Origin of the sequence: Sphingopyxis sp. 113P3, from assembly GCF_001278035.1 — a bacterium.
Classification (GTDB): Bacteria; Pseudomonadota; Alphaproteobacteria; order Sphingomonadales; family Sphingomonadaceae; genus Sphingopyxis.
This window is the reverse complement of record NZ_CP009453.1, coordinates 1-23,041: the sequence shown is the minus strand read 5'-3', so window position 1 is coordinate 23,041 and position 23,041 is coordinate 1. Positions and strand designations below refer to the sequence as shown.

The window sequence follows — 23,041 nt, the reverse complement described above, 5'->3', positions numbered from 1 at the left end:
TCTGAGCGCGGTCCCGCCTGTGTTCGGCGCGGAATTTGCGGAGCAATTCATGCAATTGCTGCGCTGGCGGCGCGATGTCCGGCATTTCGACCGCCGCGCCGTGGGCGAAGCGGACATGCGCGCGCTGCTGGCCTGTGCCTCGCTTGCGCCGTCGGTCGGCAATGCGCAGCCGTGGCGATTTGTGCGGGTGCGGACGCCTGACATCCGCGAGGCGCTGGCCGCCCATGCCGATGGGCAAAGTGCACAAGCGGCGGAGCGTTATGCCGGGCAGGCGCGGCACGATCACTACCTGTCGCTAAAGCTGCACGGCTTGCGTGAAGCGCCCGAACTGATGGCGGTGTTCTGCGATGAACTGCCCGAGGCGGGGCACGGCCTTGGCATTGCCACCATGCCTGAAATGCTGCGATATTCCTGTGTGCTGGCGATCCACAATCTCTGGCTCGCGGCACGGCTGCGCGGCATTGGCCTTGGCTGGGTGTCGATCGTTGATCCGCCTTTGGTTCAGGCCATGCTGGATGTACCCGCGCATTGGTCGCTGATCGCGCTGCTGTGCATTGGCTATCCGGCAGACACATCCGACACACCCGAACTGGAACGGCACGGTTGGCAACCGCGTGAACCGTGGAGCGACCGGGTGTTCGAACGATGATTTTCAATCAAAGGACCAGAAAACCATGCTGATACCCGTGGAGGACGGCCCCGCTATCGTGGCCTGCAACACTTGCCGCCATAGCGCCGATGCGCGTGAGGACTCCGCCGGGACGCGCGGCGGCGCGCAACTGGTGGCGGCGCTGCGACAGGTACAGGAGAGCGACGCGCGCTATGCCGGGGTGGCGGTGCAGGAGATGCCGTGCCTGTTCGCCTGCACCGATTTCTGCACAATCCACCTGCGCGCGCCCGGCAAGGTCGGCTATGTTCTGGGCCGGTTCACGCCGGACGAGGACGCCGCCACCGCCATTCTGGACTATGCGGTCCACTATGCCGCCAGCGAACATGGCCGGGTGCCGTTCAAGCAATGGCCGCAAGGCGTGAAGGGGCATTTCATAACCCGCACCCCGCCGCAGGGCTTCGTTGCGGAATGAGCCGGTTTGCGTCCCTTGCCGCCTTTGAAGCGGCGCTTGAGCGTTTGCCTGTGGCCGATGCGGACGCCATCACCGCTGCGCGGGCGCGGCAGGCCAGCCTGACCAAGCCCGCCGGATCGCTGGGGCGACTGGAAGACATCGCGGTGTTTATGGCCGGATGGCAGGGCACGGCGCAGCCGGTGATCGAACAGGGCCGCGCGGCGATCTTTGCCGGGAATCATGGCTTCGTTGTCCACGGGGTCAGCGCCTTTCCCGCCAGCGTGACTGCCGCGATGGTCGGCAATTTCGCTGCCGGAGGTGCCGCCATCAACGCACTGGCCGGGGCCGCCGGACTTGATCTGCGGGTCATCGCACTCGATCTGGACCGGCCCACGGCGGACTTCACCATCGCTGCGGCAATGGACGAGACGGAGTGCCTTGCTGCACTTGCTGCCGGAGCGGCGGTGGTGGAGCCGGGGCTGCACCTGCTGGTCGTTGGCGAAATGGGCATTGGCAATTCAACCGCCGCCGCCGCGCTTTGCGCGCGCAGTTATGGCGGCAGTCCCGCGCAATGGGCCGGGCCGGGAACGGGCGTTGATGCGGGCGGAATTGCGCGCAAGGTAGCCGTGGTAGAGCGGGCGCTGGCCTTTCATGCCGATGCGCCGGACACCCCGTTTGAAATCCTGCGCCGGTTGGGCGGGCGCGAAATCGCAGGCGTTGCCGGGGCCGTGCTGGAGGCGCGCCGTCTGCGCATCCCGGTGGTGCTGGACGGGTTCATCAGTTGCGCCGCACTGGCGCCGCTGGCCGCCGCCGTTCCGGCGATCACCGATCATTGTCTGGCGGGCCATTGTTCGGCTGAACCGGGGCATATCCGCTTGCTGGAGCATCTGGGCCTTGATCCCCTGCTGTCGCTGGGGATGCGATTGGGCGAAGGCAGCGGCGCGGCGCTGGCCGTGTCGGTAATCCGGGCAGCGCTGGCCACGCACAACGGCATGGCCACTTTTGCGCAGGCCGGGGTGGCAGACGGCCTGTGAGCAGCTTTCCCCTTTATCTCCTGCGCCACGGTGAACCGGAAGGCGCGGGGCGGCTGATTGGTCTTACCGATGCGCCGCCTATTGCCGCCGGTATCGCGGCCTGCGCCGATCAGGCGCGGAATCTGGCGGCTGAAGTGCTGATCGCTTCCGACCTGTCGCGGGCGCGTTTGGCGGGCGAGGCCATTGCCCTTGCGACCGGTGCGCCGCTGTCAATCGATCCGCGCTGGCGCGAACTGGACTTTGGCGCATGGGACGGGATGGCTCCCGGCGATGTAGAAGGCGCGGCACTGGCGCGGTTCTGGGACGATCCCGATGGCCATGCGCCGCCCGGTGGAGAACGCTGGTCGGCGCTGGTGGAACGAGTATCCAGCGCCCTTGGCGATCTGGCCGCGCGGCCGACGCTGATCGTCACGCATGGAGGCGCGATGCGGGCGGCGCTGGCGGTGTTGTGCGGGTTTGACATGCACCAGACGTGGGCCGTTGACCTGCCCTACAATTGCCTGCTGACGTTGCGCGTCTGGCCCGGAGCAACCCCCACGGCACAGATCGCGGGGCTTTATCCGTGAGGGGCTTCATCATCGCCCTGCAATTCCTGACGCGGCTGCCTATGCCAGCTCCACTGCGGACAATCGTCGTGGATGATGCCGCGTTTGCCCGGTCGATGCGCTGGTTTCCCGCTGTAGGCCTGGTTATTGGTGCAGCGGTTGCGGGAGCCGCATGGGCAGGCGCGCTGGTCGATCACCGGCTGGGCGCATTAGCCGCACTGATCGTCTGGGTGGGCGTGACCGGCGCGCTGCACCTTGATGGCCTGGCCGACCTCGCCGATGCCAGCGGCGCGGCGCATAAAGATCGCGAGCGGCTGCTGGCCGTTCTGGCCGATCCCCATGTCGGCAGCTTCGGCGTTGTCGCGATTGTGCTCCAACTGCTGAGCAAGTTGGTGCTGCTGGATATGCTGGTGGATGCACGGGCGTTTGGCGCGCTGGTACTGGTGCCGTTTGCCGCGCGCATCGGCCCGCTGGTGTGGACATGGTGGCTGATGCCGCTGCATCAGGGGCTGGCGGCTCGATTCCGTTCCGCCATCGGCCCGATCGATCTTGCGGGCTGGGCGGCCGCGCTGGCAGCGGCGGCGTGGTTCACTCCGGCGCTGCTTGTCACACCATTGCTCGTTCTGTGGTGGGGGTGGCACGTGCGCCGCGCGTTGGGCGGGATTTCCGGCGATGGCCATGGTGCAGGCATCGAGTTGATCGAAACCGGCTTGCTGCTGAGCGTGGCAATCACGGGCCTATGGATACACACGACATGAACAGCTTCAGTTTTCACGGCGGCAGGTTGGCCGATGCCATGGCGCAGTTCGGCATGGGCAAGGCGCCGTGGATCGACCTGTCCACCGGCATCAATCCGCATGGCTGGCCCGGCGCGGACAATCTGGCAGTGGACTGGCAGGCGCTGCCCGACACCGGCGCGCTGAACGATCTGGAGGCCGCTGCCGCCGCCTGTTTCGGCACTGACCCAGCCCATGTCTGTGCCGTACCAGGCACGGAGATCGGCCTGCGGATGCTGGGTGACATCCTGCCCGGCGCTGCCATCCACGCCCAGCCCAGCTATCGCACCCATGGCGAAATGATTCCCCGCAGCCGCCCCGTAGCCCTGACCGAGCTGACCGGAACGGAGGAGGCGACCATCATCCTTGCCAATCCCAATAACCCCGATGGCCGGATCATGTCGCCTGCCACCCTGCTTGGCTGGCTGGCGGCGCGGCGCGACAGCGCAGCGTGGCTGGTCGTGGACGAAGCCTTTGCCGATGCCGCCCCGCACAGCAGCCTTGCCGCCCATGTGCAGGACGGACAGCGGCTGATTATCTTCCGCTCGTTCGGCAAATTCTTCGGGCTGGCCGGGGTGCGGCTCGGCTTTGTGCTGGGACCGCGCGCGCTGATCGCGCAATATCGGCAGCGGCTGGGCAGTTGGCCGCTATCGGCAGCGGCGCTGGCCATCGGCACAGCGGCATATCAGGATGTGGACTGGACAGCCGCCATGCGGATGGCCTTGCGTGAACAGGCGGATGCGCTGGACGCGGTGCTGGCGCGGCGGGGCTACAGCGCGATAGGTGCTTGCCCGCTGTTCCGGCTGATCGAAACGGACGATGCCGCCGCGCTGTTCGAACGCCTTGCGCGCCATTCCATCCTGACGCGGCCGTTCGATTACGATCCGCGCTGGCTGCGCCTGGGCCTGCCCGCCGACCGACAGGCGCTGGATCGCCTTGATGCGGCGCTGGCTGATGATTGATCTGACTGCTTTCCTGGCCTTGGTGCTCGACGCGGCAGTGGGCTGGCCTCAGCCGCTGTATCGCCGGATCGGCCATCCTGTGGGCATCTTTGCGCGGATTATCGCCGCGCTGGAACGGCGCTGGAATGTCCCCTCGCGTTCCGATGGACAGCGGCGCATGGCCGGGGCGGTCACCGTCCTGATCCTGCTGGGTATGGCGGGCGGTGCGGGCTGGGTGCTGCAAAGTCTGCTCGTGGCAATCGCCGGGCCTTGGGCCTGGCCCCTGATCGCTGTGCTGGCCTGGCCGGGTCTGGCGCAGCGCAGCCTGTACGACCACGTCCGCCTCGTTGCCGATGCGCTGGAGCGGCAGGATCTGCCAGCCGCGCGCGCCACAGTCGGCATGATCGTTGGCCGCGATACAGCCGCGCTTGATGACGCGGGTGTTGCCCGCGCGGCGATCGAGAGTCTGGCGGAAAGTTTCTGCGACGGGGTGGTCGCGCCGTTGTTCTGGCTGCTGGTGCTGGGGCTGCCCGGTATCTGGGCCTATAAGGCGATCAACACCGCCGACAGCATGATTGGGCACCGCGAGGAGCGATGGCGCGCCTATGGTTGGGCTGCGGCCCGCACCGACGATGCGATGAACCTCATTCCAGCGCGCCTGTCGGGATTGCTGATCTGCCTGTGCGGCGGGGGTGGCTGGCGGATATTGTGGCGCGATGCGTCCAGGCACGCCTCGCCCAATGCGGGCTGGCCCGAGGCCGCGATGGCTGGGGCGCTGGGGCTGCGCCTGGCTGGGCCAATCGCTTATGACGGGATTCTTTCGGACAAGCTCTGGATTGGGGAGGGAGACCGCCCGGCCCGGACAGAGGATATTTGGCGCGGATTGGGCATCTACGCCCGTGCATGTCTGTGCCTGTGGTTCATGGCGGCCGGTATTGCAGGAGGTGCAGCATGGGCGCTATAATGCTTCAGGGCACCGGCTCTGATGTGGGCAAATCCGTGCTGGTGGCGGGGCTGTGCCGCGCCCTGGTGCAGCGGGGTTTGCGGGTCTTGCCGTTCAAGCCGCAGAACATGTCGAACAATGCTGCCGTCACCAGCGATGGCGGCGAGATCGGCCGGGCGCAGGCCTTGCAGGCAATCGCCTGCAAGGTGGAGCCGCATACCGACATGAATCCGGTGCTGCTGAAACCGCAGGCCGACCGCACATCGCAACTGATCGTGCATGGTCGGGTGCGCGGCACATTGGGCGCGGGCAATTTTCGGCAGGCACGGGGCGCGCTGCTCGGCGAAGTTCTGGCCAGCTATAACCGGCTCCGCCGGGCGTGCGACATCGTCGTTGTCGAGGGTGCCGGCTCTCCTGCGGAAATCAACCTGCGCGCTGGCGACATCGCCAATATGGGCTTTGCGCGAGCGGCAGGCGTGCCCGTCGTGCTGGTCGGCGATATTGATCGCGGCGGAGTCATTGCCGCCATCGTTGGCACGAGAACGATCATCGACCCCGCCGACACGGCGATGATCCAGGGTTTCATCATCAACAAGTTTCGGGGGGATCCCGCCCTGTTCGCCGATGGCTACGCCCAGATCGAAAGCCTCTCAGGCTGGCGCGGCTTCGGCGTTGTCCCATGGTTGAGCGCGGCGGCGCGGCTCCCCAGCGAGGATGCCGTGGTGCTGGAGAGCGGCAAGGCGCGGGCTGAAAGCCGCAAGCTGATCGCCTGTCCGATCCTGCCGCGCATATCTAATTTCGATGACCTCGATCCGCTGAAGCTCGAACATGGTGTGGACCTGCACATGGTTCCGCCCGGCCAGCCGATCCCGGCAGAGGCCGCACTCATCATCCTGCCCGGGTCAAAGTCGACAATCGCCGATCTGGCCGCTCTGCGTGCAGAGGGCTGGGACATCGATATTTTTGCGCATCACCGGCGCGGCGGGCTGATCCTTGGGCTTTGCGGTGGTTACCAGATGCTCGGCAAAAGCATCGCCGATCCCGATGGGTTTGAAGGTTCGGCCAGCGCTGCCAGCGGCCTTGGCCTGCTTGATGTTGAAACGACCTTGCACGCGCACAAGGCGTTGCGTCCGGTCAGCGGGCTGGCGATGGGCGCGCCATTCCAGGGATATGAAATGCACATGGGGCAAACCAACGGGCCGGATACGGAACAGCCCTTCGCCGTTTTCGCCGATGGCCGCCGCGATGGCGCGATAAATGCGGGCGGCACGGTGTTTGGTTCCTATGTCCACGGCCTGCTGGCTGATGCGGAGCTGCGCCGGGCGCTGCTGTCGCGCATGGATGTAGAAGCCGGGGGCGTGGACTATGGCGCCTCTGTCGAGGCGGCGCTGGACGAGATCGCAGCCGCGCTTGAGGAGCATCTCGATATTGACGCGCTGGTGGCGCTGGCCATGGCGGAGAGACCCGCTTCCGTCCCGGCGGGAGACAGCGCATGAGCAGCGCCTTGTCCCACTTGCTGGTGCTGGGCGGCGCGCGTTCGGGCAAGAGCCGCTATGCGCAAGGCAGGGCAGAGGCCCTGGCGGGTGAACTGATCTATCTGGCCTCAGCCCAGGCCTTCGATGACGAGATGCGCGAGCGGATTGCCCTGCACCGTGCCGATCGTGGGCCGCGCTGGTCAACCGTCGAGGCCCCCCTGGAACTGGCGGAGGCGATCACGGTATATAGCACGCCCGAGACGGTGGTGCTGGTCGATTGCCTGACGCTGTGGGCTTCGAACCTGATGCTGGCGGAACGCGATACGGCTGCCGCTACGGAAGGACTGACGCGCTCGCTTTCAGCCGCACGGGGGCCGGTCATTCTGGTCGCCAACGAAGTGGGTCTGGGCATTGTACCCGACAACGCCCTTGCCAGAAGGTTTCGCGATGTTGCGGGCCGCATCAATCAGGAAATAGCGGCATTGGTTGAAGAGGCAGTCATAATGTTCGCCGGCCTTCCCTTGACGCTGAAACCTAAAGGATGAGCGGCTAGCCATACCACTTGCCACTGTGCAACTCGTGGGGGCAGGTGGTATGGAGCAAAGCCAGATCCAGCGTGTCGGTGAGGCCGCCGGCCATCATTGTGGTGCACAGCTGCCACTAGATGATGTAGCGGGAATAACGGTGTCTGCGGCTCGCTGATTAGCGACTACGCCTTCGGACGCGGGGATCCCCGACCGCAGAGGTAATCACCGAAGTGCGCCAGTGCTCGACTGTCGACCGGTTTTGACAGCCTGGCCCGTTTTTTGTCCCGGTGTTGACACCTGAGCCGGAAACCTTTTGCCCCAGACCCCCATCCGCCCCATCTCACGCTAGCTAAGGCGGGTTGCGGCGAAGCCTGCCGTTTGAGCGGCGCACGTCGAACGGCAGCATTGTCCCAGACCCGGTCAATTCGGCCACGGTGAGCGCTCAAAAACACGGACTACAGAAATCTCTCGCCCGCATGGTTCTCGAACAGAGCAGCATCACGGACATAGCCAAGCAACACCTCGACCTTTTTCTGGCGCGACACCTCTTGCATTTTGGGCAACGAAGCCCCTGCCTTGGCCGCTTCAGTCAGGAATCCGGATCGCAACGAGTGCGCGCCAACCACGGCAGGATCGAGCCCAACCTTTTCGGCGTAGCGCTGGATAAGGCGGGCAACCGAGCGATCTGACATGGGCTCCTTGGTCATCATCCCTTGTGCGTCGGTGCGGTAGAACAAAGGACCCGCCTCTCCTCCCCTTACGCTGAGCCATTCGTTGAGGCGCGCGCCGGGCTTGAGAACCTTGCCCAACGGCACCGCAATGACCTGCCCTTCCCCTTCCTGGTCGGTCTTGGAATGCCTGATCGTCAGCTTGAGCCCTTCCCGCACCAGTTCGAGGTCAGCCAGTTGTAGCGCGACCAATTCGGAACGCCGCAGCGCCGCCGCCAACCCAAGTGCCATGACGGCCCGGTCGCGGATAGCCCGCGGACTTTGGCCTTCAGCAGCTGCAATCATCCGCGCCAGATCAGCTACCAGTATTGCGCTCTTCTTACGCTTCGGCCGCGCGCGCTGCTCGCGCCGGATCCCCGCAAGTGTGTCGCCAATGACATCGCGCGGATCGCGGTGCTGGGGCGCAACCTGCCCTACCCGCCTGTGGTGCCAGGCGATGGCCGCAAGGTGCCGCCCGATGGTACTGTCCGCCCTCCCCGCCTGCGCCAGCGAGGCCAGATACGTTGCCACTGCTTCTGGCATAGCCGGCATAGGCTCAAGATCGCGCGTCCAGCACCATTCTTCGAACTGCCGCCAGTCGCTGTCGTAGGCCCGCACGGTGTTGGCGGCCTTGGAGCGCGCCCGGTACGAGCGGGCCGCCTCGATCTCAGCCGCGAGCTGCGGCGGGATCACATTCCCTAGCGGCGCAAGCGCGGCCTCATCTGAAAGCCCCAAGGCCCTACTGCTGTCATCGTCCACGGCGACACTCCTCAAGTTTCAATGCCGCTGCTGTGCCTTACCTCAGCCTTCGGACGCGGGCGATATTGTCGGTTTCCCCAAATGACCGGACTGAAGATCGGCGGAATCGCAAGACTTTGCTTTCCCAGAATGAGTGGACTGTAGCGTTCGAAAGCAGATTTTGGTAGAATATGCCCGGACCAGGCAGCCCGAGTCCCTGGTAAATTTGCGGATTGGCCATGGCCCAAACCGGCACTGCCCTTACGAGGGCCGATTCAACCGCTTGGAGCATCGCTTGCAGCCGCGAGCCGGTCATCCGTGCCCTTGCCACGTTGCCGAAATTGACCCCGGCAGCGATCGCGGAGGCCTGCGACGAGCTCAGCCTGAGCCGGACGCGAATATTCGAACTTGTCGGGCGCTACCGCGCCGATCCGGTAACCAGTTCCTTGCTCAACAGATCAAGAGGGGTCGCGAAGGGCTTCAAGCGCCTCGCCCCCGACGTTGACCAAGTCATCGCGGATGAGATCGAGCAGTTCCATTTGTCCCGCCCCAAGCCTAAACTTTCGCAACTTGTTCGACGGATCAAGTTCTCCTGCCTCGAGCGCGAATTGCCGCCACCTTCGCGCAAAACGATCGAGGCGCGCGTCGTTGCAATCGATCGCGAGCGATTGGTCGCTGCGCGAGACGGCCGGAAGGCCGCCGATGACCGATATCGACCGATCACTGGATCGTTCACCGCAGACTACCCGCTGCAAGTCGTTCAGATGGACCATACCCCTGCGGACATCATCGTGGTTGATGAGCACTTTCGCAGACCTTTGGGTCGACCCACACTGACGCTTCAGATCGACGTCGCGACGCGTTGTATCCCCGGCTTCTACATTTCGCTGGAAAGTCCCTCGAATACGTCCGTGGGCATGGCGATCCGCCATGCCGTCTTGCCGAAGGCCGATTGGCTGCAGGAACGGGAAGTTGAGATCGATTACCCGATTTATGGCATTCCCGACACTCTCCACCTCGATAATGCCAAGGAGTTCCACTCCCGCGCTCTCGAGCGCGGCTGCCAGCAACACGGGATTGAACTCAACTACCGCCCCATACGCACGCCGCATTATGGAGGCCACATCGAACGGCTTATCGGCACCACAATCGGCGAAGTGCATCTTTTGCCCGGCACGACGTTCTCGAACATCAAGGAAAAGGGCGACTACGACGCCGAAGGTCAGGCGTGCATGACCCTCCGGGACTTCGAGCGCTGGTTCGCCATTCAGATCGGGGTTTATCACGGCACCATCCATAGTGAGCTCGGCCTTCCCCCGCTGACTGCGTGGACCGACGCGCTTGGCATCCGCCCGCTACCACCGCGTCTGCCTGCCGATACCGGCGCTTTCCTCCTGGATTTCCTGCCCTTCGAAATGCGCAAGGCACGGCGCGAGGGCATCGAATTATTCCACCTGTTCTACTGGCACGGAGCGCTCGCCCCTCTGATCGCGAACTCCGACCGGAAGGTCCCGGTCAAATACAATCCGCTCAATCTCTCAGCGGTTTATGTCGAGCTGCCCGATGGCAAATATCTGACGGTGCCGCTCCGGGACCACCGGCGTCCGCCGATCACCAAGTTCGAACACGATCTTGCGCTAAAAACATTGCGCGATCGCGGGCGACAGTCAGTCGATGAGCAATCGCTCTTCTCGATGATTGCCGAGCAGCGTCGGATCGTCGTCGATGCTCTCGCCAAGACAAAATCTGCTCGCAAGACCGCCCAGCGTATCGCTTACGCTTTGCATGACGGGCAGCCCCTGACCAGCAGCCCCCCTCACCCGGCCCTGCCTGACATCGGCCCAGCGGGTAACGACCAACCCATCGTCCCCTTCCAGATCGAGGAGCGATTATGACCGGCCCTTACGATCATCTGTTCCCAGCCTATCGCGAACAGGCGAATTTGAGTGACGAAGCGCGGATTGACTGGTTGAGGCGCGACCGGTGGCTATCGTTGCCGCAAGCCGAGGCAGCTGTGTCCCGGCTTGAGGACCTTCTGACCTACCCGCCGCGTGGACGGATGCCGTGCCTTTTGTTGTTTGGCTCAACCGGTATGGGCAAAAGCGAGATACTGAACCGGTTCGCCGAGCTCCACGCCGGATCGTACGACGTGCGAGCTGGCATGGCGACCATGCCGGTGGTGGTCGTCCAGATGCCGCCGCAGCCGACCGAGGAAGAATTCTACACCGAGTTGATGCTGGCAATGAACTATGTCGAGTTCGAACGCCTACCCCTGCGCTCGCTACGCGGGCTTGCCCGCCGCATGCTCACAGAATTCGGCACGAAAGTCCTGGTCCTCGACGAAATCGACAAGATGTTGGCCGGCACTCCGCGTCAGCAACGGATATTCCTCAATACCATTCGTTTCCTGACCAATGACCTGAAGATTCCGATTGTGTGCGCTGGCACCGAAGACGCGCGCATCGCGGTCCTCACCGATCCCAATCTCGCTGACCGTTTCGGCGTATTTGAACTGCTCCCCTGGCGCAACGATCACGAACTGCGCCAACTCATGGCGAGTTTCTCTGGCTTGCTGCCTTTGCGCCGCGCTTCCCTGCTCGACGCGCCGGAGGTACGGCAACGTGTCATTGCGCTGACCCAAGGTGTAACGGGCCGCATTTTCAGGTTGATCGAAGCCATCGCCATAGCCGCAATACGCAGCGGCCGAGAGATGATCGATGCTGCGAGCTTTGACGACGAGAAGCTGTTGCTGCCCTTGGTATCGATGCAGGTTATAGCCAACACCAATCGCTCATTGCGCCGACGCGCGGCATGAAAGCGTATCACGCGCCCTTTGCCGATGAGCTACTGGCATCGTGGCATGCTCGGCGCCGGGTAGAGGAATGCGGGCCGCAGCAAGTCGCGACGCACGCCGTCCTCAATCGCAACGCCGAGTGGTGCCACCCTGACATCAATCCGACCAAGGCTTGGCTCAAAGCCGCATCGGCACGGTTCAATGTGTCGACGTCAGAGTTGAATGCATGCGCGCTTGCACGCCGCTATCCCGCGTTACCGCCTGATTTTGCGGCGTGGAATCTTGCATTCTTTCTTGGCCGTCCCGACGAAACCGGGCCAGCACCAAGGCTGCGAATTTCTTGGTGCACCCGGTGCCTGGCTGACGATTTTGCCGCTGGTCGACCAGCACATATCCGGCAAATTTGGGTTATGGCAGCCGCAGGCTTTTGCCATATGCACAGATGGCCGCTCGATGACCAATGCAGCGCGTGCGGTGCCGGCCAATGGCGATTTGCAGCGCCCCCTCGCGGCCCGCTTCGCATGATCTGTAGGAGTTGTTGGCGACCGCTGGAACGCGCCAATTCCGCTACACTTGAAAGCGCACAAGACTCCCAAGAGTGCTGGGACTGCGTGATCGGGCTCGAGACCGAATTGCTGAACGCAGTAAGGGGCAAAACACCAGACCAGTTCCGCTTCAATTTCACTTCAGCGAGCCATTTGATCAACGCTGTCCGTGATATCTGCCGCCTCCTTACCCGAAGAAATCGCGTGCCCCCGCGATCTGACACCGCGCTCAACAGTTTCAAATGCCCAGCCCTGAGCCCGGCTCGGACAGAAGTCGACTTTCTTCCAATCGATACGACCTTCCCGCTTGCCACCGCCACTTTGGCGCAGCGCCGGGCCCTGCTTGGGGCGGTAGCGGCCATCATCCAACCACTGCGGCACATTGGCACAACCCTGTTCGGCCAGGGATCCGACCAAGCCATTGATATCTTTATCAGGTCGGTCGAAGGATCTGCACTCGATAACTGCATGGCCGAGCCGAAGAGATGGTCACCGTCGTTTCGTAGCCAAATTTCCGCAGCGTTGGACAGACGACGACACAAGGAGCTATCCCTGAGGCTCACCGATCAAATGCAGCGCCTCTGCTTGCGCAATGACCCGCCTGACGCCCTCTGGAGACCACGCCAGGCCGCCCCGCGGGGTCGGTTCGCGCAGGCCTCGCGACAGCCAAGTGGCAATGTCGCGCAAGGTTGAGTCCGGATGCGTGCGAAGTCTGTCGGCCACTAGCAGGGCCACGCGCGTGTCCGGCGGCAGGCGCTTCGCCGGCTCAAGCATCGAGGCGTCGGCATAGCCAGCCTTGACCAATGCCTTGCACGCCTTGATGAGCGTGCGCTCGGTGAATGAGCGTACCGGCGGCGTGATCGCGCGGATTTGCCTCAGGACGAGTGCCCACGGGAGGTCCGGCCTCAGCCGCTGGACGGTCGGAAGCCAACGCTGTCGGCCGTCCAGCAGGCTGTTGAGATAGCGTTCATTGAGGCTGTAACGGATGTCGGCAATCGCCGCAGGATCACGCGCACGCATCTTCGGGTTGCCGGGCTTGGCGCCGCGGGCAATCGCAGCCTTCAACCCTGCCCGTGTGCGTTCCTTGATCAACGCGCGTTCGAACTCGGCGAAAGCACCGAGCATCTGCGTCATCAGCATGCCCTGAGGGCTCGATGTGTCGATGGGATCGTTGATGGATCGAAAGTAGGCACCCTTCGCGCGCAGGATCTCAACGATCTCGAGCAGATGCGACAGCGAACGTGCAAGGCGGTCAATCCGCACGACGAGCAGTGTGTCACCATGCCCCACCCGTTTGAGCGCTCGAGCCAGGTTGGGCCTTTCGCGGCTGCCACCACTTGCCTTGTCCTCGATGATCACGCTGCAGCCCTCCGCGCGCAACGTGTCGCGCTGACCGGAGGTGTCCTGTTCCTCGGTTGAAACGCGGGCGTAGCCGATCAGAGCCATTTGTCACATTCCGTATAACGCTAGCAACCGACCGGTTGTCCCCGTACGATAGAGTTTTGAGCAAGTGGCGGCTGGTCTTGATCGCCATGAACGCGCGCCGGTGATCCAAGGAGAGAATGTTGCGCGCCGCGCCAGCGCCTATACCCGTGAGGGATTGAGCCCCCTCCCCACTCAAAGGTTCAAAAGCGCCCCAATCCGCGACTTTCCGGCGCTTTGCCAATGCCAGTCCAGTGGTTTGGTATCGGAGTCCGGAGGTTTGGGGTCAGCCTGACGCGCTACATCGCGGGAAACGCTGGAGTCCGGTCGTATAGGGAAACCGACACTTGTAGCCCACCTTATAAAGAACGGTCAAATCTGCTTATGTGATAAGTGCAATTATCAAAGGTATATAATGCAAAGCATCAGAGTGGTTGTATAGTAATCCTCCCTTCGTTATACATAGATTACATATGATTGTTTTTACTGGATTTTTTGGCCGTGTCTCATGCGTTTCCTGACTTCGAGACCACCGAACCGCCCTCGCTGGCGGATCTCGAGGCGCTGGGAACAGCCCAGGCGCACGCGGCCCTCGCGCTCGGTAAGCTCGATGCGGCGCTCGCCTGGTGCCCGCCCGACATCCATCCCATCTTCGCTTCGCGCCTCATCCGTGAGACGCTGATCTCGGCGCTCCGGCAGGAAGGGCATCCATTCACCGACGCACGCTTCCACGCCTGGTTTGCTGGCCTTATACCCCTTTCCGACGAACCACTCCAGTTCGCACTTGCCCCCCGCGCGCTCGCGACCACCCTGCTCGCGGAGATGACCCGCAGCCGCTGGACGCCGCTCGCCGACGCGGCGCTGGGGCTGGAAAAAGCCTGTCTGGCGCTGCGCGATCCCGACAGCGCTGCCGCCGTCGAAACCGCAAAGGCCGCGATCGACGAGGCCGCGGCCCTGGTCGCGGCGCTCGAGCCGGCCCCCCTCCCCTTCACCGCTCTCGCCGCCCTCCACCGCGCCATCGGCCAGAGCCCGCGCTTCGCTCCCGCCGAGCGGACGACCGACACGATCGCGCTCGCGAACCGGCAAGTCGTGATCGAGCGGCCGCGCCCACCTTCCCCGCGCTGGGCGATCGAATGCGCCTTTGGTGCGCATCTCCAAGCCACCGGCGCCCATGGTGCGGCGCTGCCGCTGAACGGTCTGATCCGGCTCGACACGGTGCGCGCGGCCGACGTCGACGACAACCCGGCGCACGCCGCCATTGTTCAGGCCGAGGCGTTGCGCGATGTCCTGGAGCACCTCTACAGCCTGGTCGCGAAAGCCCGCGACACGCGCCAGGCGCTGGCCGATCGCTACCGTGCGAAGCGGGCGAATTCGCGCGTGCCCCAGCTCTATGGCCTCCTCGCCAGCTTCGGTCCGCTGCGGTCGTCGCAGATCGAGGCAGTGCTGGGCGTCACCCGCCTTGGGGTCCGGAAAATGCTGGAGGCCTTGTCGGAAGCCGGCGACCTGGCCATCGAAACCGTTTCGGGCGTCAAGCTCTACTCGGTCACGCGCGGCAGACCGTCCGTTCCCCCCACCGCCCTGGCCGACGAACCGAGCCAGTTTTCCAGCGAGGCGATCGAGGACTATGATGCCGCCCTCGCCAAGATCGACGCCTTGCTGGCACGCTATGACGATCAGTCGGACGACCAGGCCTGAAAACCGGCAAAAATTTTGCCCCCGCAAATGCCCCTTACAGCGCCAAAACGGGCGTAGGCCAGCCCAGACTTACGGCAGCGACCCCAAATCGCGCTGTACGGGCTTCTGAGGGCGATTTTGCCAACCGAGGCCGCCCGGCCCGCGATCATTCGTCCATTTTTGCGCCGATGCGCTGTTCATCGAGCGATAGAAGCCATAATTGTCTCCAGGCCCCGCGGGGCGACCGAGCGGCTCGCCCCGCGCTTCCGCGCGCTGGGCAATGGACAGATAGGTTTGCAACAGCATCGGCAAATCGGGTTCCCAGCGGCGGCCGCGCCTGGGCCTGTCGATAGCCGCCTCGATATCGATTCCCTCGACCCTCGGCTGCGGGCGCCGGAAGAACCCCCTCCCCTCCTTCGCAAGCTCGCTCCGGCTGAGCGCGACAAAGCGCTCGAAGCGCCGCGCCGGTTGCGCTCCGCTGCTGTGCCGCAAGGCCAGCAACCGGATCCGCTCGCTCGAAAAATGAAAACGGTTCGCGACGATGGTCTCGACATAGCGCCTGTACCGCTGCGGAGTGACGCCATCGTCGCCTTTGCGGAGAAATTCGATCACGGCCCGATTGTACGCGATCAGCCGCGCCGTCGGGCGCGCCGCGCGCACGATCTCGCGCGCGGCCGCCTCGAGGCGTCCCAGCATCGCCGCAAGGCTACCCTCCCGGCGCGGCCAGTCCCATGCCGGCATCACCGACAAGGGCAGCTGATGCTCGTGACACCACCAGCTCGCGCTCCATATCCAGTCCTTGCGGATATAGAGCGGCCGCCCTTCGGCGATCAGCCCGGACCAGCAGCAAGCGCAGCCATAGCGGCGCAGGGTCAGCGGCAATAGCCAATGCGCAGGCCCAGCGGCAAAACCGTCCATCACCGCATCGCGATCGACGTCCACCGCCCAGCCCAGCCCGGCAACGAGCCCGTCGAATGTTGCATGATGCCGCGCCGGCAGGCCGAGCTTACCCCTCGCGAGGTCATAATTTGCCAGATCGGGATCGACATCGAGATAGCGGAACAAGGTTCTCCGCGAGGTTTCGTGGCGGCGCACGATCCGGTCCAGCCACGAATCGAAGCCCTCCGCAGGCTGGGGGCGCACCCGGAACGCGAGCGGCGTGCGCTCCGGCGCTTCCGGCTTCATAAGAGCCGGTAGGGCGGAAAACGCTTCAGCGCATTGTCGATATCGTCGCGCCTAATGACGCTGCGACCATCGCTTTTCGCGACCTTGGCCGACCAGTGCAGGATCCGCTTGAAATTGCCCGTCACGCCATGGCTCGCAGTGCAAATCGGTTCGGCGAGATCGGGCTCGGCGAGCCGGTTAGGCTCGACAAGGCCCATGCCGCGCGCCAGCGCCCGGATCAGCCGCTGTGACGCCTCCCCCGGCTCCCACAGCGGCAAGCGCAGGATGATCGAGCGCGAGGCGAGTTCGACATCTTCGGAAAAAATATACTCGGCCACGTCCAGGCCCGCCACAACCAACGGCACATTGCCGGCGCTCATCAAATAGCGGAAAGTATCGAGCGTATCGCGGCGCGCCTTGCCGCTGGCCGTCAGAATCACATGGACATTGTCCACCGCGACAAGCCGGGTGCCCTGCTTGCCGAGCAGATCGACGACCCTGAGGTCCGCGACCTTGTGGGTCGTGCTGGTGACAGGCCAGCCTTGCTGCCACAGCAGAGCGAGATTGATCTTGAGCGAGGTCGGGCTTGAGGGGATGACCGTCCTCAGCACCGGCTGATAGCGCGCATCACCCCAATCGGGCGGCTCGGGAAAGTCCGCGGTCAGCCGCCGTTGCACTTCACGCAGGATCGAGGTCTTGCCCATGCCTGAATCGCCGACTAGGACGATGCACGTTGGCCGTTCCTCGGGATCGTCATGGGCCACGTCGACGATCGTCTCGACGGCATTGCGCGCTTCGTCAAAGGCGATCCAGAAGGGCAGCGATGGTGCTGGTCCCATCAGCCGATCCGGTCCCAGTCTTCGCCGAGTTCGGCCGCGGGTTTCCAGATCACGGGCTTGGCCGCCGGCGTTTTTGGACGCCGCAGATCGGCCACGGTCGCCCCCTCCCCTTCGCGGCGCTTGGCCTGGCGCCGCGCCTCCTTCGTGCGAACGCGGGCGCGGTGTATTTCCTGATTTGCGGCGGCCACCGCCCGCGCCGTCGCCGCGCGGCCGCCATCGGCCTGGTAGGCCCGCCCCAGCGCCCGCACGCCTGCCCTGGCGGCTTCCCAGTCCGCCTCCCAGACATCGGGATAGTCGCCGATAACCGGCAATTCGACATAGCGGCCATCGAGATCGGCGTAGACATGCTGAATCGTCCGCTCGTCCCAGCTGATTTCGATCTTTTGGCCGATCCGAACGGCAAGCTCCGGATGCCAGTAATGGCGATATTTGATCTGAATGCCCTTGGCATGGACCGTCAGCGACTTCGACGGCAGAAACTGGCGGAACAGCGCGTCGGAAGCGACCGACACGGGCAGCAGCGGGCCGTGCTTCGCCGCTTCGCGCGCCCACATCTGGGCCGGGCACAGGCCGCCCAGCGCGCTATGCGGCGCGTGATGATAGATCGCGATCTGGCACAAGAGCCAGCGCTCGAATTCTGCAAGCGTCATCGCCGCGTTCGCCTCGGCATCATAGCCGTCGCGCGCCGCCACATTCGATCCGGTCGCACCGGGCAAGAGCCGCAGCTTTCCAACCATCGTGCCGATCAGCCGCTCGATATGTCCGCCAAGGTGAGCCGGCCCGGGCCGCCGAACATCGGGGGCGATCCCGTTTCGGATACAGGCGCGCCTAAAAGCCTCCGAGCGATGCGGTTTGGCCTGATCGGCATGCCAGCGCCGGAAGAGGCCGTGCATCGGATAGCTGACGTCGACGCGCAGGTGGGAAAGGACCGGCTCTTTGGGCAACACAGCGCTCGCTACCGCCCGCCCGCACCGGAAGATCGAAGGGTCGCCGAAGCTCACATAATAGCCCAGAATCGACCGGGTCCAGATGTCGATGAGGAAGGTGATCCACGGTCTTCCGAGATGTTCGCGCCGCAGGCTATCGACCAGGATCACATCGCCCTTGGTATGATCCATCTGCACCAGATCGAGAAATCCCTCGCTGGCATATTCGCCGGGGTGCGGCTCATGCGCGCTCCGCGTCTTCGATCCCATCGTCGCTTTCGCCCAAACACGGCTCGGAATCTCGGCCAGCAGCCGCTCGATCGTCTTCTCGCTCGGGATCAGATCGGCGGGAAACCGATGATCTCCGTTATACGCGTGCAGCAGGCCCCAGATCTGCCGCGCCGCTTCCGCGCGCGATGGCGCGACCATCTTGAGCGCGATTTCGTCAATCAGCGTATCGATGGCGACCCTCACCTCGGGATCGATCCTGTGCGATCCGATAGCGGGTCCGCGCGGTTTTGGCGCCAGCGTTTCGGCAACGGGATGCAGCCGGAAGCGCGCGGCAAGTGTCCGTATCCGCCGCTCTTTGAGGCCGGTTGCCTCGGATATCGCCTGAACCTGCGCCGCAGTCACCGGGCCGCTAAGCGATATATGTCGCCGGAAATGCGGGTAGAGCGCCAGGCCCGTCTCGAGAGATTTGAGGCGCCGACGGGGCGCAGGAGACGGCTTGCGCTCAATCATGGAACGGGCTCCCCAACGATTTTTGCTGCCCGCGGAATGTAGCTTATTTTGTCTAAGGCCGCGACGTGCATATCGCCCTGGACAGATTTACTTGCAGCTCATTCGACATAATCTATTGATATTACTAGGCATTATGGAAATGCAGCCTATTCTGTCGGCTGACATCTGGACGAGTTCGCTGAATTTGACGGTTGGCGGCAAGCGCTGCTCTCAAACGAGCCGCTTGAATGGCGCGATGCTCTTCCCACGTCGGTGGTCGATCCACCCGGGGCGGCCGAGCACCCTCCCCTCATTCGTGCCATCGACCGTGTCCGGCAATATTCACGGCAACTCGGCACGATCACGCCCTGGCTTGGTCTACCCTTCTCCCTTCGTGATCAGGGTCTATCCCACGTCCCACTGCCCTGCCTCTGCGGCGGCGCCAAGGCTATGCGGCTGAAGCCGCGGCTGTCCGACGCGGACTGGCTGCCGATCGTGAGGTCGCTGCAACGTGCAGCCGCTGATGGGACTGAGCGGCTCGATCAACTCGAACGACTCTATCGTGACGCGCAGCGCGCGATCGTCAGCGAGTACAGACCGGGCGCCCTCCCCTCTTTGGCCGCTCTGACCATTCACCGTCCTCTTCTCTCACCGCAATTTGTCTCCGAGGCTCTCGGCCTCACTATAACTGGTGCGAGCAAGCTCCTCGAGCGCGGTGTCGGGTCTGGGTTGCTGGTCGAAGTCACGCGGCGTCGTTCCTGGCGCGTTTTCGTGGCCGGTGATCTCGCGGTGGCATTCGGATATGCCTCTCCCCAGCGCGGTCGACCGCGATTGGAGCCCCCTCCCCCACCTGCCGATCGAAGCCTCAGGCAGGTTTTCGACTCGTTCGATGAGCAGATGGCGGAGATCGATCGCCTTCTGTCCCGCTCTTGATCCAGCTATCGTCGCGATGAAGACGCCGTCGACGCGAGAGTCGCGTGCTGCGGTTTGGCCGATTTCCGCCGTTTTCTCCCTGTGCCGCGTTATGTGCCGCGTGTTGTAACGCGCTGGGTGCCGCGATTGCGCTCTGCCTAGCGTTCGCGCGGCGCAGCGCGCTGGCGCGTGCGGCATCGCGAGCCGCAGCGCGTGCGCTTGTGCGTTTACTGGCGCTTGCGTCCTCGCTGCTAACGGCGCTTGCTGTTGCGCGTGTGCCATTCCCAGCGCGGTCAGTAGCGCGGTCGCCTTGCACCGCGCTTACACAGGCGCTATGAGAAGCGCAGATCAATTGTGCCGCGCTGCCTGTGCCACGTCACATGGGTGCCGCGCCCGCGACCCACAGGGAGCTATTTCGTGCCAGTCATCACTATCGCGCAGAGCAAGGGTGGAGCAGGCAAGACGACGCTTGCGCTTGCCCTCGCATCGGAATTCGAGGCACTGGGCGGCTCGGTGTTCATGCTCGACGCCGACCGTCAAAACAGCCTGTTGAACTGGCACCGGGATCGGATCGCAGCGGGCAGGGGAGGGGACTCGCGCATCGCCGTCGAGGACGCCTCGCAGCTGCGGGACTCGGATATCGGTGCCGCGATCGGACGAGCGCGCGAGGCGGCCCAGCTCGTCGTCGTCGATTCCGAGGGAACGTCGAACTTCAAGACCGCCTATGCCGCTATGGATTCCGACTTTGTCGTCATCCCGACACGGTCATCGCGGCTCGATCTCGAGCGAACCGTCGAAACCAGCGATATGCTCGAGAAAATGTGCCGCGGCGTCCCATACCGCGTGCTCATCACCCAGACAGGGCAGGTGGCCCGCTCCAAAGCCGAGTGGGAGATCGACGGTCAAATCAGGAAAGCTCTCCCGACCTTCACCGACCAGATGTTCACCCTCGACGCCTTTCGCGCCATGTCGAACTACCGGATGACCCTCGCTGAGGTCGAAGCTGCCAACCTCGCCAAGACGGAGAAAGCGCGCCGCATCGCGCAAAGCGTCCTCGCCGATATTCTCAGCGAAATTCAGAACAAGGAGGCAGTCGATGCCTGAAGAAAAAGCCGCCGTGAGCAGCATGGGCGACATCATCGGATCGACACGGCAGCGCCTGGAGCAGCCAGAAGCGCCCGCCGATCGTCTCCGCGGGCTCGTTGCCGCTACAGCCGCGCCCAAACCTGCCAGCACGCCGCCAGTCCAACGCGAACCCGCCGGATCGGCGCTCCCAGCCAACTATTTTCCGCAGGTTACTGCCGATCTCGGCGTCACACCCAAGCGCAAGCCCCAGCGCGGTCCGGCCCGGTCGCTCCATATCAGCATGCGCCTGTCGCCTCCTGAGCGCGACCGCCTCGTGCGCTGGTGCGACGACCGCAACCTCAGCCTCCCGGACGGGATCATGGCGCTGATCGATCTGGCCGAAGGGGAGGGGAGGGCGCCCGAATAGGCCCGGTCTCGCTTTATGTGAGGAAACGGGGGAGGGCAGGCTATCCCTAAGGCCGGCCACGAAGCCCGACGAAACTTTTGCAGAAGCCTTCCCAGGATTTGTAGAGCGGCACGCCCGTCAGGGTCTTGAGCCGGTCGCCCATCTTCTCGCGAAACGCCCCGGCGATCAGATCCTTGTCCCAGCCGCCCCCGAAATCGGCCACAATCGTCAACAGGCGCTGATCCCCGCAGAAATGCATCGATCCAGTGGGGAAGGGCTTGCTCGACGGCAATGCCGCCACAGGGGCGGCCGCCGGAATGGCCGCGACCTCCTCGACGCTGCCATCGCGCCTGGCACGGCGTCCGACCTTGGGCCGATCGAGCTCCTTTGCCGTCTCTTCCTGCTCAACAGGGTCCTTGGGGCTGAAGGTCAGCTTGACCGCCTCGACCGGCCGGCCGCGCCCGGACCCCCGGATTTCTTCCCATTCCACGATGAAATCGGCGAGCTGGTCGATCTCCGCCTTCGATTTGACGAGCACGTCACGCCGAAACTCGGCGAAGTTCTTGAAGCTGCCGTCGGGCACACCCAGGCGTCGGCGCAGTTCATCGACGTTCATTTTGACGACGCGGTTCTGCCGATTGATGATCAGGCAGCCAAGATCGTACAAGGTGAGCGAATAGCGCGACTGGAGCGCAAGCATCACCCCGAGGTTCACCCGCGCATAGTAATCCGAACGCTGGATCACGCGCTTGAAGCTCTCTGAGAACTGAAACTCCACGACGCTCATGCCGTCTTCGGAGATTTCCTCGACGCAGCTCGACAGCAGCGACTGCGACATGATCGCAGGCTTACCCTTCTTCGAGGTGGTCCGGATACGGACGATCACGCGTAGCAGTTCGTCCATTACCGGCTGGATGCGCTCGTTACCCTTGTGCGAGCCGCGCAGTTCCTTCTTGGTGATCGTGAAAGTCTTGCTGTCTTCGCCGGCTTCCGGTCCCGCTTTCCGCAACATCAGTGCGAAAGCCTTTCTTCCGGCCGCACTCAACGACCCCGTCTCGAACTCGGATTCGACTAATTCCCCAGGTTTACTTACAAAGTCGAGGTCGCGGCGGCGAATCACGTCAGCAACCCGCAACGTCCGACTCAGACCCTCCAGGTCAGGCGGAACCTCGATTTCCACGGTGTCCGAATCGAGCTTCATGTGAGTTGCATACCATCAGCTTGTCATAATGAGAACCGCCCCCCGTTCACTCACATAGACGTGCCCCCAGACGCTCATAGAGACGTCGTTGGCCCATGCGATCACCAGCCCCCAAGCGCTCACATAAAGCCGCCGAGCCCTCGGCACGCGACTCGCGTTCCCGAGCCGAGTCGCGATCACTCCCCCGAAAACTCACATAAAAGATTCGTGTCGCGTGGCCGCGTCGAAGCGGCGAGCAGGGCCGCGCAGCGCGTGACCCCCGCCGACTCACATATAGATCTTCATATCATGTTGGTTTAATTGGCTTTTCTTGGCATCCCCCAATCGCTCACATAAAGGTGGAGAAATTCCTTATTTCGAACGCCCCATTTTCGCGGGCCGCCCCCGAGACCTCACGCAAAGATCCGCACGCCTCGGCCACGATCCCCCAATCGCTCACATAAAAGAGCATCTCCGATGTCGGCGATCTTCCCCGAAGCAAAAACATACGGGGATTCAGGGATTTCCCGGCAGCTCTTTAGCCCGTTTCGCCTGAGTCCCCCGAGAACTCACATTGTCCCCCGATCACTCAGGCTCCAGCCCCCCCTGGCTCGCACAGACGCCCCCGAGCCCTCACACTGAAGCCC

At 63.8% G+C, this 23,041-nt stretch carries 22 protein-coding genes and 1 pseudogene; 17 read left to right on the top strand and 6 right to left on the bottom strand.

The features are described from left to right. The first annotated feature begins 1 nt into the window (after nt 1). From bluB to cobU, 9 genes are read left to right on the top strand one after another with little or no spacing between them, the layout of a single operon-like run. Nucleotides 2-649 (top strand): 5,6-dimethylbenzimidazole synthase, encoded by a 648-nt coding sequence (gene bluB, locus LH20_RS21545; protein ID WP_083455651.1) that lies wholly within the window; start codon nt 2-4, stop codon nt 647-649. Nucleotides 650-674: 25 nt separating this feature from the next. After that, on the top strand, nt 675-1,082 hold the full coding sequence (locus LH20_RS21540) for a DUF1636 domain-containing protein (protein WP_011443991.1): 408 nt from the start codon (nt 675-677) through the stop codon (nt 1,080-1,082). Beyond that, entirely contained in the window at nt 1,079-2,095 is a 1,017-nt protein-coding gene (gene cobT / locus LH20_RS21535; protein ID WP_011443990.1) for a nicotinate-nucleotide--dimethylbenzimidazole phosphoribosyltransferase, read from the top strand. Before LH20_RS21540 ends, cobT begins: the two co-directional genes overlap by 4 nt. After that, entirely contained in the window at nt 2,092-2,661 is a 570-nt protein-coding gene (locus LH20_RS21530) for a histidine phosphatase family protein (protein ID WP_053556446.1), read from the top strand. Before cobT ends, LH20_RS21530 begins: the two co-directional genes overlap by 4 nt. Continuing rightward, a complete protein-coding gene (locus LH20_RS21525; RefSeq protein WP_011443988.1) occupies nt 2,658-3,398 on the top strand; it encodes an adenosylcobinamide-GDP ribazoletransferase in 741 nt (246 codons plus the stop codon). Before LH20_RS21530 ends, LH20_RS21525 begins: the two co-directional genes overlap by 4 nt. After that, nucleotides 3,395-4,378: a threonine-phosphate decarboxylase CobD gene (gene cobD / locus LH20_RS21520; RefSeq protein WP_011443987.1), complete on the top strand. Its 984-nt coding sequence runs from the start codon at nt 3,395-3,397 to the stop codon at nt 4,376-4,378. Before LH20_RS21525 ends, cobD begins: the two co-directional genes overlap by 4 nt. Further along, on the top strand, nt 4,371-5,321 hold the full coding sequence (cbiB, locus tag LH20_RS21515; protein ID WP_011443986.1) for an adenosylcobinamide-phosphate synthase CbiB: 951 nt from the start codon (nt 4,371-4,373) through the stop codon (nt 5,319-5,321). Before cobD ends, cbiB begins: the two co-directional genes overlap by 8 nt. After that, entirely contained in the window at nt 5,309-6,796 is a 1,488-nt protein-coding gene (locus LH20_RS21510) for a cobyric acid synthase (protein WP_041549915.1), read from the top strand. Before cbiB ends, LH20_RS21510 begins: the two co-directional genes overlap by 13 nt. Then, a complete protein-coding gene (cobU, locus tag LH20_RS21505; RefSeq protein ID WP_011443984.1) occupies nt 6,793-7,320 on the top strand; it encodes a bifunctional adenosylcobinamide kinase/adenosylcobinamide-phosphate guanylyltransferase in 528 nt (175 codons plus the stop codon). The genes LH20_RS21510 and cobU overlap by 4 nt, the downstream gene beginning before the upstream one ends. A 437-nt stretch (nt 7,321-7,757) precedes the next feature. On the opposite strand, the gene LH20_RS21500 is transcribed toward cobU, so the two are convergent. Continuing rightward, the gene (locus tag LH20_RS21500) at nt 7,758-8,768 is read right to left on the bottom strand and encodes a site-specific integrase (protein WP_235527232.1); all 1,011 of its coding nucleotides are present in this window, start codon (nt 8,766-8,768) and stop codon (nt 7,758-7,760) included. Between the two features lie 311 nt (nt 8,769-9,079). On the opposite strand from LH20_RS21500, the gene LH20_RS21495 reads away from it, so the two are divergent. The 4 genes and pseudogenes from LH20_RS21495 (at nt 9,080) to LH20_RS23825 (ending at nt 12,066) form a co-directional block, all read left to right on the top strand. Further along, entirely contained in the window at nt 9,080-10,642 is a 1,563-nt protein-coding gene (locus LH20_RS21495) for a Mu transposase C-terminal domain-containing protein (RefSeq protein WP_235527231.1), read from the top strand. After that, a complete protein-coding gene (locus tag LH20_RS21490; protein WP_053556444.1) occupies nt 10,639-11,562 on the top strand; it encodes a TniB family NTP-binding protein in 924 nt (307 codons plus the stop codon). The genes LH20_RS21495 and LH20_RS21490 overlap by 4 nt, the downstream gene beginning before the upstream one ends. Then, nucleotides 11,559-11,933, top strand: a pseudogene (locus tag LH20_RS24450) (hypothetical protein); the annotation flags it as partial. The gene LH20_RS21490 and the pseudogene LH20_RS24450, both read left to right, overlap by 4 nt. After that, complete coding sequence (locus LH20_RS23825; protein WP_066117265.1) at nt 11,836-12,066, top strand: hypothetical protein; 231 nt, start codon at nt 11,836-11,838, stop codon at nt 12,064-12,066. The pseudogene LH20_RS24450 and the gene LH20_RS23825, both read left to right, overlap by 98 nt. Nucleotides 12,067-12,632: 566 nt before the next feature. Here LH20_RS23825 and LH20_RS21480 read toward each other — a convergent pair. Beyond that, nucleotides 12,633-13,532 carry a recombinase family protein gene (locus LH20_RS21480; protein ID WP_053556442.1) on the bottom strand — a complete coding sequence of 300 codons (900 nt, stop codon included), beginning with the start codon at nt 13,530-13,532 and terminating at the stop codon, nt 12,633-12,635. A 477-nt stretch (nt 13,533-14,009) separates the two neighbouring features. On the opposite strand from LH20_RS21480, the gene LH20_RS21475 reads away from it, so the two are divergent. Beyond that, entirely contained in the window at nt 14,010-15,203 is a 1,194-nt protein-coding gene (locus tag LH20_RS21475) for a hypothetical protein (RefSeq protein WP_144423740.1), read from the top strand. 69 nt (nt 15,204-15,272) lie between these two features. Here LH20_RS21475 and LH20_RS21470 read toward each other — a convergent pair whose 3' ends face one another. The 3 genes from LH20_RS21470 to LH20_RS21460 are packed head-to-tail and all read right to left on the bottom strand — an operon-like array spanning nt 15,273 to nt 18,852. Continuing rightward, nucleotides 15,273-16,367, bottom strand: a complete 1,095-nt coding sequence (locus LH20_RS21470) for a hypothetical protein (RefSeq protein ID WP_047867034.1) — start codon at nt 16,365-16,367, stop codon at nt 15,273-15,275. After that, complete coding sequence (locus tag LH20_RS21465; protein WP_047867035.1) at nt 16,364-17,185, bottom strand: TniB family NTP-binding protein; 822 nt, start codon at nt 17,183-17,185, stop codon at nt 16,364-16,366. The genes LH20_RS21470 and LH20_RS21465 overlap by 4 nt, the downstream gene beginning before the upstream one ends. Continuing rightward, nucleotides 17,185-18,852 carry a Mu transposase C-terminal domain-containing protein gene (locus tag LH20_RS21460; RefSeq protein WP_047867036.1) on the bottom strand — a complete coding sequence of 556 codons (1,668 nt, stop codon included), beginning with the start codon at nt 18,850-18,852 and terminating at the stop codon, nt 17,185-17,187. Before LH20_RS21460 ends, LH20_RS21465 begins: the two co-directional genes overlap by 1 nt. Nucleotides 18,853-19,104: 252 nt before the next feature. Between LH20_RS21460 and LH20_RS21455 the strand changes: the two genes are divergently transcribed. From LH20_RS21455 to LH20_RS21445, 3 genes are all read left to right on the top strand, one after another. Continuing rightward, complete coding sequence (locus LH20_RS21455) at nt 19,105-19,764, top strand: hypothetical protein (RefSeq protein WP_231471610.1); 660 nt, start codon at nt 19,105-19,107, stop codon at nt 19,762-19,764. Nucleotides 19,765-20,160: 396 nt separating this feature from the next. Next, nucleotides 20,161-20,847 carry a ParA family protein gene (locus tag LH20_RS21450; protein ID WP_047867037.1) on the top strand — a complete coding sequence of 229 codons (687 nt, stop codon included), beginning with the start codon at nt 20,161-20,163 and terminating at the stop codon, nt 20,845-20,847. Next, nucleotides 20,840-21,235, top strand: coding sequence for a hypothetical protein (locus LH20_RS21445; protein WP_047867038.1), 396 nt, complete (start codon nt 20,840-20,842; stop codon nt 21,233-21,235). The genes LH20_RS21450 and LH20_RS21445 overlap by 8 nt, the downstream gene beginning before the upstream one ends. A gap of 46 nt (nt 21,236-21,281) precedes the next feature. Here the strand turns inward: LH20_RS21445 and LH20_RS21440 are convergent, their stop codons facing one another. Next, nucleotides 21,282-22,415, bottom strand: a complete 1,134-nt coding sequence (locus tag LH20_RS21440) for a replication initiation protein (protein WP_047867039.1) — start codon at nt 22,413-22,415, stop codon at nt 21,282-21,284. Nucleotides 22,416-23,041: the final 626 nt, after the last annotated feature.

Coding starts and splice junctions, on each gene's coding strand:
- LH20_RS21470 (WP_047867034.1), bottom strand. CDS start 16,367: ATGAAGCCGGAAGCGCCGGAGCGCACGCCGCTCGCGTTCCGGGTGCGC.
- LH20_RS21510 (WP_041549915.1), top strand. CDS start 5,309: ATGGGCGCTATAATGCTTCAGGGCACCGGCTCTGATGTGGGCAAATCC.
- LH20_RS21440 (WP_047867039.1), bottom strand. CDS start 22,415: ATGAAGCTCGATTCGGACACCGTGGAAATCGAGGTTCCGCCTGACCTG.
- cobU (WP_011443984.1), top strand. CDS start 6,793: ATGAGCAGCGCCTTGTCCCACTTGCTGGTGCTGGGCGGCGCGCGTTCG.
- cobD (WP_011443987.1), top strand. CDS start 3,395: ATGAACAGCTTCAGTTTTCACGGCGGCAGGTTGGCCGATGCCATGGCG.
- LH20_RS21445 (WP_047867038.1), top strand. CDS start 20,840: ATGCCTGAAGAAAAAGCCGCCGTGAGCAGCATGGGCGACATCATCGGA.
- LH20_RS21490 (WP_053556444.1), top strand. CDS start 10,639: ATGACCGGCCCTTACGATCATCTGTTCCCAGCCTATCGCGAACAGGCG.
- cbiB (WP_011443986.1), top strand. CDS start 4,371: ATGATTGATCTGACTGCTTTCCTGGCCTTGGTGCTCGACGCGGCAGTG.
- cobT (WP_011443990.1), top strand. CDS start 1,079: ATGAGCCGGTTTGCGTCCCTTGCCGCCTTTGAAGCGGCGCTTGAGCGT.
- LH20_RS21480 (WP_053556442.1), bottom strand. CDS start 13,532: ATGGCTCTGATCGGCTACGCCCGCGTTTCAACCGAGGAACAGGACACC.
- LH20_RS21540 (WP_011443991.1), top strand. CDS start 675: ATGCTGATACCCGTGGAGGACGGCCCCGCTATCGTGGCCTGCAACACT.
- LH20_RS21465 (WP_047867035.1), bottom strand. CDS start 17,185: ATGGGACCAGCACCATCGCTGCCCTTCTGGATCGCCTTTGACGAAGCG.
- LH20_RS21460 (WP_047867036.1), bottom strand. CDS start 18,852: ATGATTGAGCGCAAGCCGTCTCCTGCGCCCCGTCGGCGCCTCAAATCT.